Source organism: Agromyces sp. NPDC055661, from assembly GCF_053618135.1.
Map to the genome: position 1 here is coordinate 579092 of NZ_JBSHHC010000001.1, position 13852 is coordinate 592943.

Sequence of the window (13852 nt, forward strand, 5' to 3'; positions counted from 1 at the left end):
CTGACGAGTGTGCAGATTCGCCGCAAACGCGTTGCAGTATCTGCAACAAGGCCGCACGCCAACCGAGAGGACCCGGGATGCCACTGACGTCAGCCCCGATCGACGAGCTCGCCGACGAGGTGCTCACGACGAGCGACACCGGCCTGCCCGAGCGGGCCGCCGGACTGACCGTGCGCGAGTTCCTCGCGACCGGGCCCACGCTCGACGAGTTCTGGACCCCCCTCACCGTGCTCGACGCCGCCGCGCTCACCCGCAATGCCGCGACCATCCAGGCCTGGGCGACCGCGCACGGCATGGAGCTCATGCCGCACGGCAAGACGACGATGGCGCCCGCCCTCTGGTGGCTGCAGCTCGACGCGGGCGCAACGGGCCTCACACTCGCGACGCCCGGGCAGGTGCGCACGGCGCGCTCGTTCGGCGTCGCGAGCATCATGCTCGCCAACGCGCTCGTCGCCCCGCGGGCGCTCGCATTCATCGCCGCCGAGCTCGCCGACCCCGACTTCACGTTCCGCTCGTGGGTCGACTCGATCGAGACCGTCGAGGCCATGGAACGCGGGCTCGCGGCGACGGATGCCGAGCCCACGCGCCGCATCGACGTGCTCGTCGAGCTCGGGGCCCACGGCGGCCGCACCGGCGCTCGCACGCTCGACGACGCCGAGGCCATCGCCCGGCGCGTCGCCGAGTCGCCCGTGCTCCGCCTCGCGGGCGTCGCCGGCTACGAGGGCAGCCTCGGCCACGACCGGACCGGCCACGCGCTCGTGGCGGTGCGCGACTACCTGTCCGACCTGCTCGAGCTGCACGACACGGTGCGCGACATCGCCGGTGACGCCGAGCCGCTCATCGTCACGGCGGGCGGCAGCGCCTACCTCGACCTCGTCGCCGACGTCTTCGAGCCGTCGATCGAGGCGGATGCCGCCGCCGGCCGCCGCACGCGCTGGATCCTCCGCTCGGGCGCCTCGCTCCTGCACGACGACGGCTTCTACCACGGCATCTCGCCGCTCGACGCGACGCGGAACCACTCGCACGGACCCACGCTCGTGCCCGCCATGCGCGGGTACGCGCGCGTGGTCTCCCATCCCGAGCCCGGGCTCGCGCTGCTCGACGGCGGCAAGCGCGACTTCCCCTACGACGAGGGGCTGCCCGTGCCGTTCGGCCGCGCCGCGGAGCTCGGGGGGCCCGAGGAGCCGCTCGACGGGGCATCCATCAGCGCACTCAACGACCAGCACGCGTTCCTGCGCTCGGCGGGCACGCTTCCCGTCGCGATCGGCGACGTCGTGTCGCTCGGCCTCTCGCACCCGTGCACGGCGTTCGACAAGCGCCGCTGGCTCCCCGTCGTCGAGGGCGCGGGCAGCACGCGCGTCGTCGACCTCGTGCGCACGTTCTTCTGAGGCCGGTGCCCGCATGACGATCCTCATCCGCGACGTGCGCGTCGTCGACGGCGACGGCGCCTCGGCCGAGCCGCTCGACGTCGTCGTCGCGGGCGAGGTCGTCCGCCGCGTCGAGGCTCGCGGCATGACGGCTCCCGAGTCCGTCGACGCGGTCGTCGCGGGCGACGGGCGGATGCTGCTCCCCGGCTTCGTCGACGCCCACGCGCACGCCGACGGGCGGCTCTTCGACCTCGAGGTGCAGCTCGCGCTCCTGCGGCAGGGCGTCACGACCGTCATCGGCGGACAGGACGGCGTCTCGTACGCACCCGGCGACGGCGCCTACGCGACCGAGTACTTCGCCGCGATCAACGGACCGCATCCCACATGGCGGGACGGCGGCATCCGCGACCTGCTCGCGACCTACGACGGGGCGACCCCGCTCAACGCGGGCGTCCTGGTGCCTGCCGGCACGGTGCGCCACGAGGTCTGCGGCCGGTCGACGGATGCCGCGTCGCCCGCCGAGCTCGATCGGATGCGCATGCTCGTGGCCGAGGGCCTCGCCGACGGCGCGCTGGGCCTCTCGACGGGGCTCGACTACGTGCCCGGGATCTTCGCCGGCACCGACGAGCTCGCCGCCCTCGCCGAGCCGGTCGCCGCCGCGGGCGGCGTGGTCGTGTCGCACCTGCGCGGCGGCTACGAGGCGAACGCGGCGGCGGGCGTCGCCGAACTGGCCGAGATCGGCCGGCGCGCGGGCGTGCCCGTGCACGTGTCGCACTTCCACGCCGAGCCGGAGATCGTGCACGAGCTGCTCGACGGGCTCGCCGCCTCCGGCGTCGACGCGACGTTCGACGCGTACCCGTACACGCGCGGATGCTCGATCCTCGCCATGCCGATCCTGCCGCCGAGCCTCACCGTGCGCCCCGTCCACGAGGTGCTCGGCGCGCTGCGCGACCCCGTCGAGCGGCAGCGGCTGCTCGACGAGTGGTTCCCGACGATCGTCGACTACCCGAGCCTCGGGCCCGACTGGCCGGGCATGCTCACCCTCGCGCACGTCTCGGCGCCCGAGTACGCGTGGGCGCTCGGCCGCACGCTCGGCGACGCCGCCCGGGCGGCGGGAACCGACCCGGCGTCCTTCTCGCTCGACGTGCTCGCCGCCTCGCGCCTCGAGGTGAACGTCGTGATGGCGGTGCAGCACGAGCGCTCGCCTGCCGAGCTCGCGTCGATCCTCGCGCACCCGCGTGCGATCGGCGGCTCCGACGGCATCTTCGTCGGCGGTCACCCGCATCCGCGCGCCCGCGGCACGTTCGCGCGATACCTCCGCTCGCTCGTGCTCGAGCAGCGGGCGCTCGACTGGGCGGATGCCGCGGCGATCGTCTCGACGCGCGCCGCCGACCGCTTCGCGCTCGGGCTGCGCGGCCGCATCAGACCTGGGTGGATCGCCGACCTGGTGCTCGTCGACGCCGAGCACGTGCGCGATCGGGCGACGTACGTCGAGCCGCTCGCCCTCGCGGAGGGGATCGAGGACGTGCTGGTCGCCGGGGTGCCGGTGCTGTCAGGCGGCGCGCTCACCGGGGCGATGGCCGGCCGCGGCATCCGTCGGGGCACTCGGCGTTCTGCGACCGAGAGCTCGCGCACGGCCGCCACATCGACCTCGACGGGGGCCTGACATGTCGCAGAGCGTCATCCGTGCGGCCCGCATCATCGACGCGATCGCGACCGACCCGCGCACGGTCGCCGAGCTCGCCGAGGCGTTCGGCCTGCACCGCTCCACGATGTTCCGCGAGCTCCAGGCGCTCGAGGAGGTGGGCTGGGTGCGACGGCGCGGCAACGGCCGCTACACGCTCGGCACCCGGCTCGCAGCGCTCTCGAAGGAGGCGCTCGACTCGCTCGACCTGCGCGAGGCCGGCGCCGAGCACGTCCGACGCCTGCAGCGGCGCACGGGCAACACCGTGCACCTCGCGGCGCTCATGGACCGCTCGATCGTCTACGTCGACAAGGCCGAGGACGCGTCGGGCGTGCGGATGTACTCGCGCATCGGCAAGGCGGTCATCCCGTACTGCTCCGCGGTGGGCAAGGCGATCCTTGCGGACCTCGGCCCTGCCGGGCGCGATGCCGTGCTCGACGGCGTCACCTGGCAGCGGTTCACCGAGCACACCATCACGACCCGCGACGCCCTCGACCGCGAGCTCGCCGTCGTCGCCGCCCGCGGCTGGGCGGTCGACGACCGCGAGTTCGAGCCCTACGTGAACTGCGTCGCAGTGCCGATCCGCACGTCGCTCGGCGTCGTGGGCGCGATCTCCGTCACCGCGATCCGCGTCGTCGCCGACCTCGACCGCCTGAAGACGTACCTGCCCGCCCTGCGCGAGACGGCAGACCTCATCGCGCGGGAGCTCGGCTGAGGCATCCGCCAGACCGTCGCCCACGACCACCCACCGAACCGGAGGAACCATGTCCAAGACCGCCGTCACCCTGTCGAACGCGCCGAAGCCCGCAGGGCCCTACAGCCACGGCGTCGTCGCCAACGGCTTCCTGTTCACCGCGGGCTTCGGCCCGCAGGACCCTTCGACCGGGCAGGTCGTCGAGGGCGGCGTGCGCGAGCAGACCCGGCAGGTGCTGCGCAACATCGGCGCCGTGCTCGCCGAGTACGGGCTCGACTTCGACGACGTCGTGAAGGTGACCGCGCACCTCGAGGACCTCGCCGACTTCGCGGGGTACAACGAGGCCTACGCCGAGTTCTTCACCGAGCCGTACCCGGTGCGCACGACCGTGGGCTCGCGCCTCGCGGACATCCTCGTCGAGATCGACGTGGTGGCGGCGCTGCGGGAGGGGTGAGCGGTCAGGCGATGCCGCCGCCGTCCACCACGAGCGCCGAGCCGGTCACGTAGCTGGACTCGTCGCTCGCGAGCCACACCACGGCCGCCGCGATCTCGCGCGGTTCGCCCATGCGCTGGAGCGGCCGGTCGGCGGCCTCCGCGAGGAACGCGTCGGCGTCCTGCGACAGCTGCCGGGCCTCGTCGCGGAGCATCCCCGTGTTCACGTCGCCGGGGTTCACCGAGTTGACGCGGATGCCCTGCGGGCCGTGGTCGATCGCGAGCGCGCGGGTCATGTTCACCACCGCGCCCTTCGACGCGCAGTAGGAGATCGCCCGGCCTCCGCCCTTCAGGCCCCAGCCGGAGCCCGTGTTGACGATCGATCCGCCGCCGGCCGACGACATGACCGGCACGACGTGCTTGCACATGAGGAAGATCGAGCGCACGTTGACGCCGAAGACGCGGTCCCATTCCTCGACGGTCGTCTCGACGGCGGTGGTGCGCCGGATGATGCCCGCATTGTTGAAGACGACGTTCACGCCACCGAGTTCCGCGACGGTCGTCGCCACGACGCGTTCGATGTCGGACTCGCTCGAGACATCCGCCGCGATCGCGATCGCGACGCCGCCGGCGTCCCGGATCTCGGCGGCGACCGCCTCGGCCGCCTCGGCGTTCAGGTCGACGACGGCGACCGCAGCGCCCTCGGCGGCGAGCGCGAGTGAGGTGGCGCGGCCGATGCCGCCGGCGCCTCCCGTGACGATGGCCTGCTTGTTCTCAAGGCGCATGGCCTTCTCCTTCGTGTTCCGGTGCATGGACGGGATAGATGCTGGTGGTGGCAGAGCCGGTGATGACGCGGACGTACCCGGCGAGCCCGACGTCCACTTCTGCGTCGCCGGTGTCGACGAGGAGCGGACGGCCGCCCAGGTCGATGAGCTTCTGCTCGGGCGCGACGACCACGACCGGGTCGTCGCCGAGCGCGCGGATGACGCGCGCGGAGAGCTGCTGGTTGCCGCGACCGAGCAGGAACCCCTGCCCGCCGATGACCGAGACCATGGCCTTGGCGGGGCCGGCGGCCAGCTGCTCGAGCAGGTCGGCCTCCGAGGCGCCCGCCTGCACCACCCGGCCGTCGAGCACCACGTCGACGCCGAGCGGCGTCTTCGAGATCCCGAGCTCCCGCGCGACCTCGGTCATCGTGCCGCCCGGGCCGAGCAGGTAGCGCACGCCCGGCCGCATCGCGGATGCCGCGCCCCGCGCCGCACCCGCGACGGCCGCCTGCTCGCCGGCGGGCGTCGCGGCCTTGCGCGCCTGGGTGCGCCCCGGACGCGTCGGCACGGCGAGGACGCCGAAGAGCCGCGGCTCGACGCGGGCTCGGCGGAGCGCCTCCTCGTCGACGTCGAGCACCTCGCGCTCGTGCACCGGGAGCCCGCGACCGTCGGCGGCGAGCCAGGCAGCGGCGAGGCCGCCCGCCGCCCGCGGACTCACGGCGAACACGGGAGAGTACATCTTCACGCCGGCCGGGATGCCGAGGGCCGGAACGTCGGTCGCCAGCGCCGTCGCGATGTCGCGAGCCGTGCCGTCGCCGCCCGTGAAGAGCACGAGCGACGCCCCCGCGTCGGCGAGGGCACGCGCGGCCGCGACGGTGTCGGCGGGGCTCGTCGGCGTGACGGGCCGGGAGACCACGATCGGATCGAGTCCCGCCCGACGGACGACGTCCTCCCCCATCGGCCCTGCCGCCGTGAGCACGGATGCCCCGGGCCGGGCGTCGGCGACGACGGCGAGCGCGGCGAGCGCCCGGTCCGCGGCCCTGGGCGTCGCGCCGCGCTCGGTGGCGCGCCGCTGCACCGCGTCCCCGTCGCTGCCGGCGAGCCCCGCGGGCCCGCCGACACCGGCGACCGGATTGACGATGAGTCCGAGCATGGTCAGGCGGCGGTCCCGCCGAAGTACTTGCGTCGGTAGGCGCGCCACGTGATGGCCCAGCGATCGGGGTCGTCGAGGTCGTCGTGGTGGGTGTGGTGCACGGTCTGGCGGTGCGGCGCGGTGCGCACGGTCTCGGGCTCCTCGCGCGCCTCGCGCGCGACCTCCGCGAGGACCGCGGCGTACTCGTCGAGCTCCGCCATCGAGTAGGACTCGGTGGGCTCGAGGGTGAACGGCTGGGGCACGACGTAGGGGTGGTGGCTCGTCCAGTAGTGCATGCCGAAGTCGCTCGCCCGCACGCCGATCTCCTCGGACGTGATCCCGGTCTCCTCGTGGAGCTCCTGCCACGAGTAGCGCACCTGCTCGATCCGTCGCCGACCGACGGCGTACGGCGCCGACGCCCCCGGGATCTCGAGCACCTTCTTCATCAGGTAGTTGTTGTTCAGCACGGCGGTCTCGGCGACCGCCCGCAGGCCGGGCGCCCCGAGCGCCATCAGCCACGCGTACGCCCGCACGATGTTCGGGATCACGCCGTGGAACGGCGCGACCGAGCCGATCGACGCCGGGCCCGCCTCCTCGACGACGAACCGGTCGCGGTCGCGGACGACCCGTGGCCCGGGCAGGAAGGGGGCGAGTGCCGCGCTCACCGCGTTCGCCCCGGCGCCCGGCCCGCCGCATCCGTGCGGGGTGCCGAAGGTCTTGTGCAGGTTGAAGTGGCACACGTCGAACCCGGCGTCTCGCGCGCGCGTGATGCCGAGGATGCCGTTCGCGTTCGCCTGGTCGTACGAGGCGAGTGCGCCGACCGCGTGCGCCGCGTCGACCCATTCCCGGATCGCGGGGTTGTAGATGCCCGTGTCCTCGGGATTGGTGACCATGATGGCGGCGGTTCGCGGCGACAGTGCGAGACGCAGGGCTGCGAGGTCGGGGTACCCGTCGGCGTCGGGATGCAGCGTGATGACGTCGTAGCCCGCGGCCTTCGCGGCGGCGGCGTTCGACGGGTGGCTGAAGATCGTCGTGATGACCTCCCGGCGCACATCCCCCTCGCCGTTGGCCTCGTGGTACGCCCGGATCATCGCGATGTTCGCCCAGATCGCCGCCGACCCGCCCTGGGTGTGCAGCGACACCTCGTCCATCCCCGAGATCTCGGCCAGCATCCGCTCGGTGCGCCACACGATCTCGAGCACGCCCTGCGCGTCGTCGGCGTCCTGCAGCGGATGCATCGCGGTGAGGTCGGGGGTGGAGACGAGTCGCTCGTTCACCTTCGGCGCGTACTTCATCGTGCACGTGCCCTGCCCGACGTCGACGTTGAGGTCGGCACCGAGCGTCTCCTGCGAAAGGCGCAGGTAGTGCTTGAGGACGCGCATCTGCCCGAGCTCGGGGAGGGCGGGCGGGGTCGCGCGGCGCAATCCGTCGGGCAGCGCACCGACGACGTCGCCCACTTGGGTTCGCACGTCGCGTTCGACCGGGGGAACGGCCACGCCGCGTTCGCCGGGCGTCGAGAGCTCGAAGACGAGGGGCTCATCCCACCTCGCCTGGTGGAACCGGCGGATGCCCGGCTTGGGGGCGATGGGGAGGCTCATGCGTTCTGCTCCTGGAGGGCGTGGACGGGTGCGGATGCCGGGTGGCCCTGCGCCTGGACGAGTGCATCGAGCTCGGCGGCCAGCCGGTCGATGTCCGCCTGGTTCGTCATCTCGGTGACGCAGACGAGGAGGCGGTGCTCGTCGACGGGGACGCCGGGCTCGATGCCGCGCGCGCGGAGCGCCTCGACGACGTCGGCCGAGCCGAGGCCGGTGCCGGTCAGGTCGACGGTGAACTCGCGCAGGTGGGTCGCACCGTCGCCGAGCTCGGCTCCGGGGATCGCGGCGAGGCGCTGCTGCGCGTACCGGGTGCGCGCGAGCAGCAGTTCGCCGAGCTCGCGCATCCCCTGCGGGCCCATGAGCGCCAGGTAGACGCCGGCGGCGATGCCCCACAGGGCGGCGGCGGTGCCGACCCACTCCTTGCCCTCCTCGCGGAGGGCGAAGGAGGTGCGGTCGTACGCGACGTCGCCGAATCCGTACTCGCCCGGCACGTCGGTGGCGGCGAGACCGAAGAGGCGTGACGGCATCTCCATGATGAAGCGGGGGTCGTCGTGCACGGCGATGAAGCCGCCGTGCGCACCCCCGTACCACTGGTGCAGCCCGAGCGACTGGATGTCGCCGCAGACGATGTCCGCCCCGTGCACGGCCGGCGGGGTGAGCACGCCGTAGCCGATCGGATCGGTGCCGACCACGAGCACGGCACCGGCGGCGTGCGCCGCGACGGCGATCTCGCCCAGTCGCGCCTCGAGCGCGCCAGTGCAGCTCGGGGTCTCGACCCACACTGCGGCGACGTCGTCGCCGAGCCGCGACGCGAGGCCCGCGACATCCGCGACGCCGTCGATCGTGGGCACGAACTCGAGGTCCAGGTGCACGCGCACGAAGTCGTGCACCTTCGACAGCTTCGCGGGCAGCACGTCGCTCGCGACGAGGATGCGTCGGCGTCCCGACATGCGACCGGCCATCGACAGCGCCGTCGCCGTGGCCTGGTAGCCGTCGTAGGTGGGGACGTTGACGACGTCCATCTCGAGGAGCTCGGCCATGAGCGACTGGTACTGGAAGAGCGCCTGGAAGCGACCGTGATCCTCGTACGGCTCCCCCGCGTAGGCGGTGAGGAACTCGCTGCGCCCGATCACCTCGTCGACGACCGCCGGCACGTAGTGGTGGTACGTGCCCGCGCCGAGGAAGCTCAGCCGCTGCCGGGTCGAGGTGTTCTTCGCGAGCAGGTCCTCGACGTGCCGGGCGAGGTCCTGTTCGGCGACGAGCGGCTCGGGCAGGTCGAGCGGGCGGTCGAGCCGCAGGTCGGCGGGCACGTCGGCGTAGAACTCGTCGACGGATGCCGCGCCGACGGCGGCGAGCATCGCCGCCCTCGTCTCGGGCGCGGTGTTCGGGATGTACGGATGGACGAAGGGATCGGTCATGGTGCCTCAGTCGGTGGTGTCGGACAGGGTGATGAAGGGCGCCGCCTCGGCGCGCGGGGTGGCGAGCACGGCGGCGCCGTACCGGCCGAGCTCGAGCCGGCCCGTCGAGTGGATGCCGGTGAGCAGGTCGGTGGCGCCCTCCGGCACGTCGACCGTGAGGTCGCCGCGGCCGTGGTTCAGCACGAACGTGTAGTCGGTGGTGTCGTCGGACCGGGTCACGGCCTCGAGGTCGGAGTCGATGCGCGTGCGCGCCGGGAGGCCGGCCGAGACGAGCACGTCGCGGAACAGCGCGGTCAGGCCCGCCGGCTCGAGTGCGGCACTGAGGTACCACGCGGCGCCGTCGCCCGCCGCCGCATTCCGGCGCGTCACGGCCGGCCGGCCGTCGAGTTCGCCCGATGCATAGCGCGCGAGCACCTCGGCACCGCCATGCAGCTCGATCCACTCGCCCCACACTTCGGTCGAGAAGCCGACGCCTCGGTCGAGGAACCGCACCTGCTCGGTGCGCCCGTCGGGAACCGGCCAGTGCTCGTCGACCTCGATGCCGAGCAGCTCGCGGAGCGGCCCCGGCGCGCCCCCGTCGTGCACCCGCTCGGTGGCGTCGACGACGCCCGAGAACGGGCCGACCACGAGCTGCCCACCTCGCGCGACGAAGTCGGCGAGCGCGGTGGCCTGTGCGGCATCCGCGATGTAGAGGTTCGGCACCACGACGACGTCGTACGCGTCGAAGGGACCGGTGGCGCGCACGGTGTCGACCGGATGGCCCAGCATGTACAGGGCGGCGTTCCACGCTCGAGCCTGCCCGAGCCAGTCGAGGCGCTGCGACGGCAGCGACTCGGCGGCCGACGAGCCCCACCAGGAGTCCCAGTCGACGACGAGCGCGACGCGCGATCGGACGCGCGTGCCGCGCACCGGCTCGAGGCGCTGCAGCTCCGCCCCGAACGACTTCGTCTCCTGGAACGAGCGCGAGGCCTCGCCGCGATGGCCGAGCATCGCCGAGTGGAACTTCTCCTGGCCGTACCTCGCCTGCCGCCACTGGAAGAACATCGCGCCGTCCGAGCCGTGGGCGATGGCCTGCAGGCTGTCGATGCGCATCTGCCCCGGCGCCTTCGGCACGTTCACGTTGCGCCAGCTGACCGCGCTCGCGGCCTGCTCGAGCAGCAGCCACGGCTGCCCGCCCTTCAGCGAGCGCATGAGCCCGTAGTTGAGCGCGGCTGGCACATGCGCGAGCGGATCGGCGGGGTCGGGATACGCGTCGTCGGTCACCAGGTCCTCGACGGCAGCGAACTCCCAGTAGTCGAGGTCGCGCAGGAGGCTCATGAAGTTCGTCGTCACCGCGATGTCGGGCGTGACCTCCCGCAGCACATCGACCTCGATCCGGAACAGCTCGAGGAGCGCATCGGAGGAGAACCGCTCGAAGTCGAGCAGCTGGGTCGGGTTGACCGGGCCCGTGGCACGCCGGGGCACCTCGACGTGGGCCCATGCCGTGTAGCGCTGCCCCCACACGTTCACCCCCCAGGCCTCGTTCAGCCCGTCGAGGTCGCCGTAGCGCGCCTCGAGCCAGCGGCGGAAGTGCGCGGACGACTCGGGGCACCAGCACCGCGAGACGTGGTCGCCGTACTCGTTCGAGACGTGCCAGAGCGCCAGCGCGGGGTGCTCGCTGTAGCGCTCGGCCATCGCCCGGGCCATGCGGGCGACGTGCTCGCGCCAGACCGGCGAGCTCGGGCAGTACGCCTGGCGGGAGCCGAACTCGAGCCGGCGGCCGTCGGCGTCCCACGGCAGCATCTCGGGATGACGGCGGATGAGCCACGACGGCGGGGTCGCGGTCGCGGTCGCGAGGTCGATCTTGACTCCCGCCTCCCACAGCACCTCGATGACCCGGTCGAGCCAGCCCCAGTCGTACACGCCCGGCTCCGGCTCGAGCTGCGGCCACGAGAACACGGGCAGGCTCACGAGGTTGACCCCCGCCTCGCGCATGAGCCGCGCATCCTCGCGCCAGACGTCCTCCGACCACTGGTCGGGGTTGTAGTCGCCGCCGTAGGCGAGCGCGTCGAGTCGGATGCTCCGCGGGGTGTCGTCGGCCACGCCGTCTCCTCTCTGAGTGCTCGCGATCCTTTACAGCCGCGATTGCAGACTGTATTCTGTATACAGACACCGTATGCCGGATGCCGGGGCCGGTCAAGCCCTAGGCTGACCGCAATGGCCGAGGGGCCTGGAGGACTTGATGGCGATCGAACGCAAGACGCTGCGCGCTCAGGTGCGCGAGGAGCTGCTCGCACGGATGCGTGCTGGTGACGTGCAGCCGGGCGAGGGCATCAACGAGGTGCAGCTCGCGAACGAGCTCGGCGTCAGCCGCACTCCCCTTCGCGAGGCGCTCATCGCGCTCGAGAGCGAGGGGCAGATCGCGAGCGAGAACGGCAAGGGATTCCGCTTCGTCCCGCTCAGCGCCCAGGAGTTCGAGGACCTCGCGCCGGTGATGGCGGCGCTCGAGAGCCTCGCCCTCGAGCTCAGCCCCGTCGACGAGCTGCGCGCCATCGGCCGGCGCCTGGCCGCCCTCGCTGCGGACTTCGACCAGGAGGTCGTCGAGCATGCGCTGGTCGTCTCGAAGGACGACGAATGGCACGGGATCATGCTGTCGGCGTGCCCGAACCAGCGGCTCCTCGACGTGATCGCGAACGTCCGCGGCGCATTCCACCGGTACGAGTCCCTGCTCGTGCCGAACGACGTGATGATCGAGCGCGTCGCCGCCGAGCACGCCGAGATCGCGGACCACCTCGCCGAGGGTGACGTGCCCGGGGCCGTCGATGCCCTCAAGGCGAACTGGATGAACGGGATGCGGCGCATCCTCGACAACGCCTCGAGCACGTACTTCAGCGCCTGACACCGGCGTGGGTCGCGCCGGCGCGCAGCGCCGGATCGCGACCCCTCGCCGGTCGGGTGAGCGCATCAGCCCTTGACCGCTCCGCCCAGCAGGCCCGACACGAACTGCCGCTGGAACACCAGGAACAGCAGCATCAGCGGCAGCGTCGCGAGGAGCGAGCCCAGCATCAGTCCGGAGTAGTCGACCCGCGACATCCCGATCATGGTGTTGAGTGCCACCGGGACCGTGTACCTGTCCTCCGTGTTCAGCATGAGCAATGGCCAGATGAAGGCGTTCCACTGGCTGATGAACGTGTAGATCACGAGGGCGGCGATCTGCGGTCGCGCCACGGGCAGCACGATCCGGTAGAAGGTGCGGAACTCGTTCGCCCCGTCGATGCGCGCCGCCTCGATGAGGGACACCGGGAAGTCGAGGAAGCCCTGGCGCATGAGGAAGATCCCGAAGGCGTTCGCGAGGAACGGCAGGACGACCGCCTGGTAGCTGTCGATCCATCCGGCGCTCGCCATCATCTGGAACAGTGGCACGAGGAGCACCTGCATCGGGATCATCATCGTCACGAGCACGACGCCGAGCAGGATGCCCCGGCCGCGGAACCGGTACGTCGCGAGGCCGTAGCCGCACATGATGCTGACGATCGAGCTGAACACCGTGTAGACCGCCGCGATCGCGAAGCTGTTGAACATGACCTGGCTGAAGTTCACGGACTCCTGGAGGCGCGCGAGGTTCTCCCACAGCGCTCCGCCGGGAGTGACGGGCAATGGCGTGCCGAACAGGTCGGAGGTCTCGTGCGTCGAGGCGATGATCATCCAGCAGAACGGCAGCACCGAGAGCACGGCGGCGATCGCGAGCACGACGTACACGGGAGCGCGCAGGATGCCTCGTCGCACCGCGATCGCAGCGGATCCGGTCGCGGTCTCGAGCCGCGGCGTCGACTCGGCCGTCTCCGACGGCGCGGACGTGGTGGCGGTGCTCACGGCTTCTCCTTCATGAGTCGGAACTGCACGACGGCGATGATCGCGGTGAGCGCCACGAGGAGCCATGCGATCGCCGAGGCGTAGCCGAAGTCGAACTGCCGGAATCCGACCTTGTACAGGTACAGGACCGGGGTCAGCGTGGCGTCGTTCGGGCCGCCCTCGGTGAGGATGAAGTTCTCGTCGAAGAGCTGGAGCGCCCCGATGGTCGACGTCACCGTGGTGAAGATCAGCACGGGCCGCAGTTGCGGGATGACCACCTTCGTGAAGATCTGCCATCGACCGGCGCCGTCGATGCGTGCGGCCTCGTAGAGCTCGGCCGGGATCGACTGGAGCCCCGCGAGGATGATGACCATGTTGTAGCCCGTCCAGCGCCACGTGATCGCCGCGATCAGGGCGACGCGCGCCCACCACTCGTTGTTCAGCCAGTCGATCGGATCGACGCCGACGAACCCGAGCAGCTGGTTCACGGCGCCGCCGTCGGTGGCGAGCATCACGCGGAAGACGACGGCGTACGCGACGAGCGTCGTGACCGCGGGCAGGAAGGCGAGCAGCCGGAACCCCGACCGGAACCGCAGCCACGTCTGGTTCAGGAGGTAGGCGAGTCCGACCGCGAGGCCGATCATGAGCGGCACCTGGATGACGAGGATGATGCCGGCGTTCACCAGGCTCTTGCCGATGAGCGGGTCCCGGAAGAGCCGCGCATACTGCTCGAGTCCGACCCAGGACGAGACCCCGCCCGACGTCGCGAAGAAGCTCTGCCACAGCGAGGACACCAGCGGGTAGGTGAAGAAGACGACGAGGAGCACGACGGCGGGGAGCACGAACCACGCCCCCGGACGCTGGAGCCTGCGCCCCAGCGTCCGACGGCGAACGGTGGTCTCCGCCTCGCGCACGGCGAGGGCGGTGACGGCCAT

At 72.0% G+C, this 13852-nt stretch carries 12 protein-coding genes; 5 read left to right on the forward strand and 7 right to left on the reverse strand.

Annotated elements, in window-relative coordinates; all coding sequences use genetic code 11:
* The first annotated feature begins 77 nt into the window (after window positions 1-77).
* The 4 genes from ACWGO8_RS02645 to ACWGO8_RS02660 are packed head-to-tail and all read left to right on the forward strand — an operon-like array spanning window position 78 to window position 4199.
* Complete coding sequence (locus ACWGO8_RS02645) at window positions 78-1388, forward strand: alanine racemase (protein ID WP_452041588.1); 1311 nt, start codon at window positions 78-80, stop codon at window positions 1386-1388.
* Window positions 1389-1401: 13 nt separating this feature from the next.
* Complete coding sequence (locus tag ACWGO8_RS02650; RefSeq protein ID WP_452041589.1) at window positions 1402-3033, forward strand: N-acyl-D-amino-acid deacylase family protein; 1632 nt, start codon at window positions 1402-1404, stop codon at window positions 3031-3033.
* Window position 3034: 1 nt separating this feature from the next.
* On the forward strand, window positions 3035-3766 hold the full coding sequence (locus ACWGO8_RS02655) for an IclR family transcriptional regulator (RefSeq protein ID WP_452041590.1): 732 nt from the start codon (window positions 3035-3037) through the stop codon (window positions 3764-3766).
* A gap of 49 nt (window positions 3767-3815) precedes the next feature.
* Entirely contained in the window at window positions 3816-4199 is a 384-nt protein-coding gene (locus ACWGO8_RS02660) for a RidA family protein (RefSeq protein ID WP_452041591.1), read from the forward strand.
* Between the two features lie 4 nt (window positions 4200-4203).
* Here ACWGO8_RS02660 and ACWGO8_RS02665 read toward each other — a convergent pair whose 3' ends face one another.
* Genes ACWGO8_RS02665 through ACWGO8_RS02685 form a run of 5 tightly spaced genes read right to left on the reverse strand, consistent with a single transcriptional unit; the run spans window position 4204 to window position 11168 of the window.
* Window positions 4204-4962 carry an SDR family NAD(P)-dependent oxidoreductase gene (locus ACWGO8_RS02665; RefSeq protein WP_452041592.1) on the reverse strand — a complete coding sequence of 253 codons (759 nt, stop codon included), beginning with the start codon at window positions 4960-4962 and terminating at the stop codon, window positions 4204-4206.
* Window positions 4952-6094, reverse strand: coding sequence for an ATP-NAD kinase family protein (locus tag ACWGO8_RS02670; RefSeq protein WP_452041593.1), 1143 nt, complete (start codon window positions 6092-6094; stop codon window positions 4952-4954). The genes ACWGO8_RS02665 and ACWGO8_RS02670 overlap by 11 nt, the downstream gene beginning before the upstream one ends.
* A gap of 2 nt (window positions 6095-6096) precedes the next feature.
* Window positions 6097-7671 (reverse strand): aminomethyl-transferring glycine dehydrogenase subunit GcvPB, encoded by a 1575-nt coding sequence (gene gcvPB, locus ACWGO8_RS02675; protein WP_452041594.1) that lies wholly within the window; start codon window positions 7669-7671, stop codon window positions 6097-6099.
* Window positions 7668-9086 carry an aminomethyl-transferring glycine dehydrogenase subunit GcvPA gene (gcvPA, locus tag ACWGO8_RS02680; protein ID WP_452041595.1) on the reverse strand — a complete coding sequence of 473 codons (1419 nt, stop codon included), beginning with the start codon at window positions 9084-9086 and terminating at the stop codon, window positions 7668-7670. Before gcvPA ends, gcvPB begins: the two co-directional genes overlap by 4 nt.
* Before the next feature lie 6 nt (window positions 9087-9092).
* Window positions 9093-11168: a beta-galactosidase gene (locus tag ACWGO8_RS02685; protein WP_452041596.1), complete on the reverse strand. Its 2076-nt coding sequence runs from the start codon at window positions 11166-11168 to the stop codon at window positions 9093-9095.
* 139 nt (window positions 11169-11307) lie between these two features.
* Here ACWGO8_RS02685 and ACWGO8_RS02690 point away from each other — a divergent pair, with 139 nt between their 5' ends.
* Window positions 11308-11964 carry a GntR family transcriptional regulator gene (locus ACWGO8_RS02690; RefSeq protein WP_452041597.1) on the forward strand — a complete coding sequence of 219 codons (657 nt, stop codon included), beginning with the start codon at window positions 11308-11310 and terminating at the stop codon, window positions 11962-11964.
* Window positions 11965-12029: 65 nt separating this feature from the next.
* Here ACWGO8_RS02690 and ACWGO8_RS02695 read toward each other — a convergent pair whose 3' ends face one another.
* Both ACWGO8_RS02695 and ACWGO8_RS02700 read right to left on the reverse strand, forming a co-directional pair.
* The gene (locus tag ACWGO8_RS02695) at window positions 12030-12938 is read right to left on the reverse strand and encodes a carbohydrate ABC transporter permease (protein WP_452041598.1); all 909 of its coding nucleotides are present in this window, start codon (window positions 12936-12938) and stop codon (window positions 12030-12032) included.
* Window positions 12935-13852: a carbohydrate ABC transporter permease gene (locus tag ACWGO8_RS02700; protein ID WP_452041599.1), complete on the reverse strand. Its 918-nt coding sequence runs from the start codon at window positions 13850-13852 to the stop codon at window positions 12935-12937. The genes ACWGO8_RS02695 and ACWGO8_RS02700 overlap by 4 nt, the downstream gene beginning before the upstream one ends.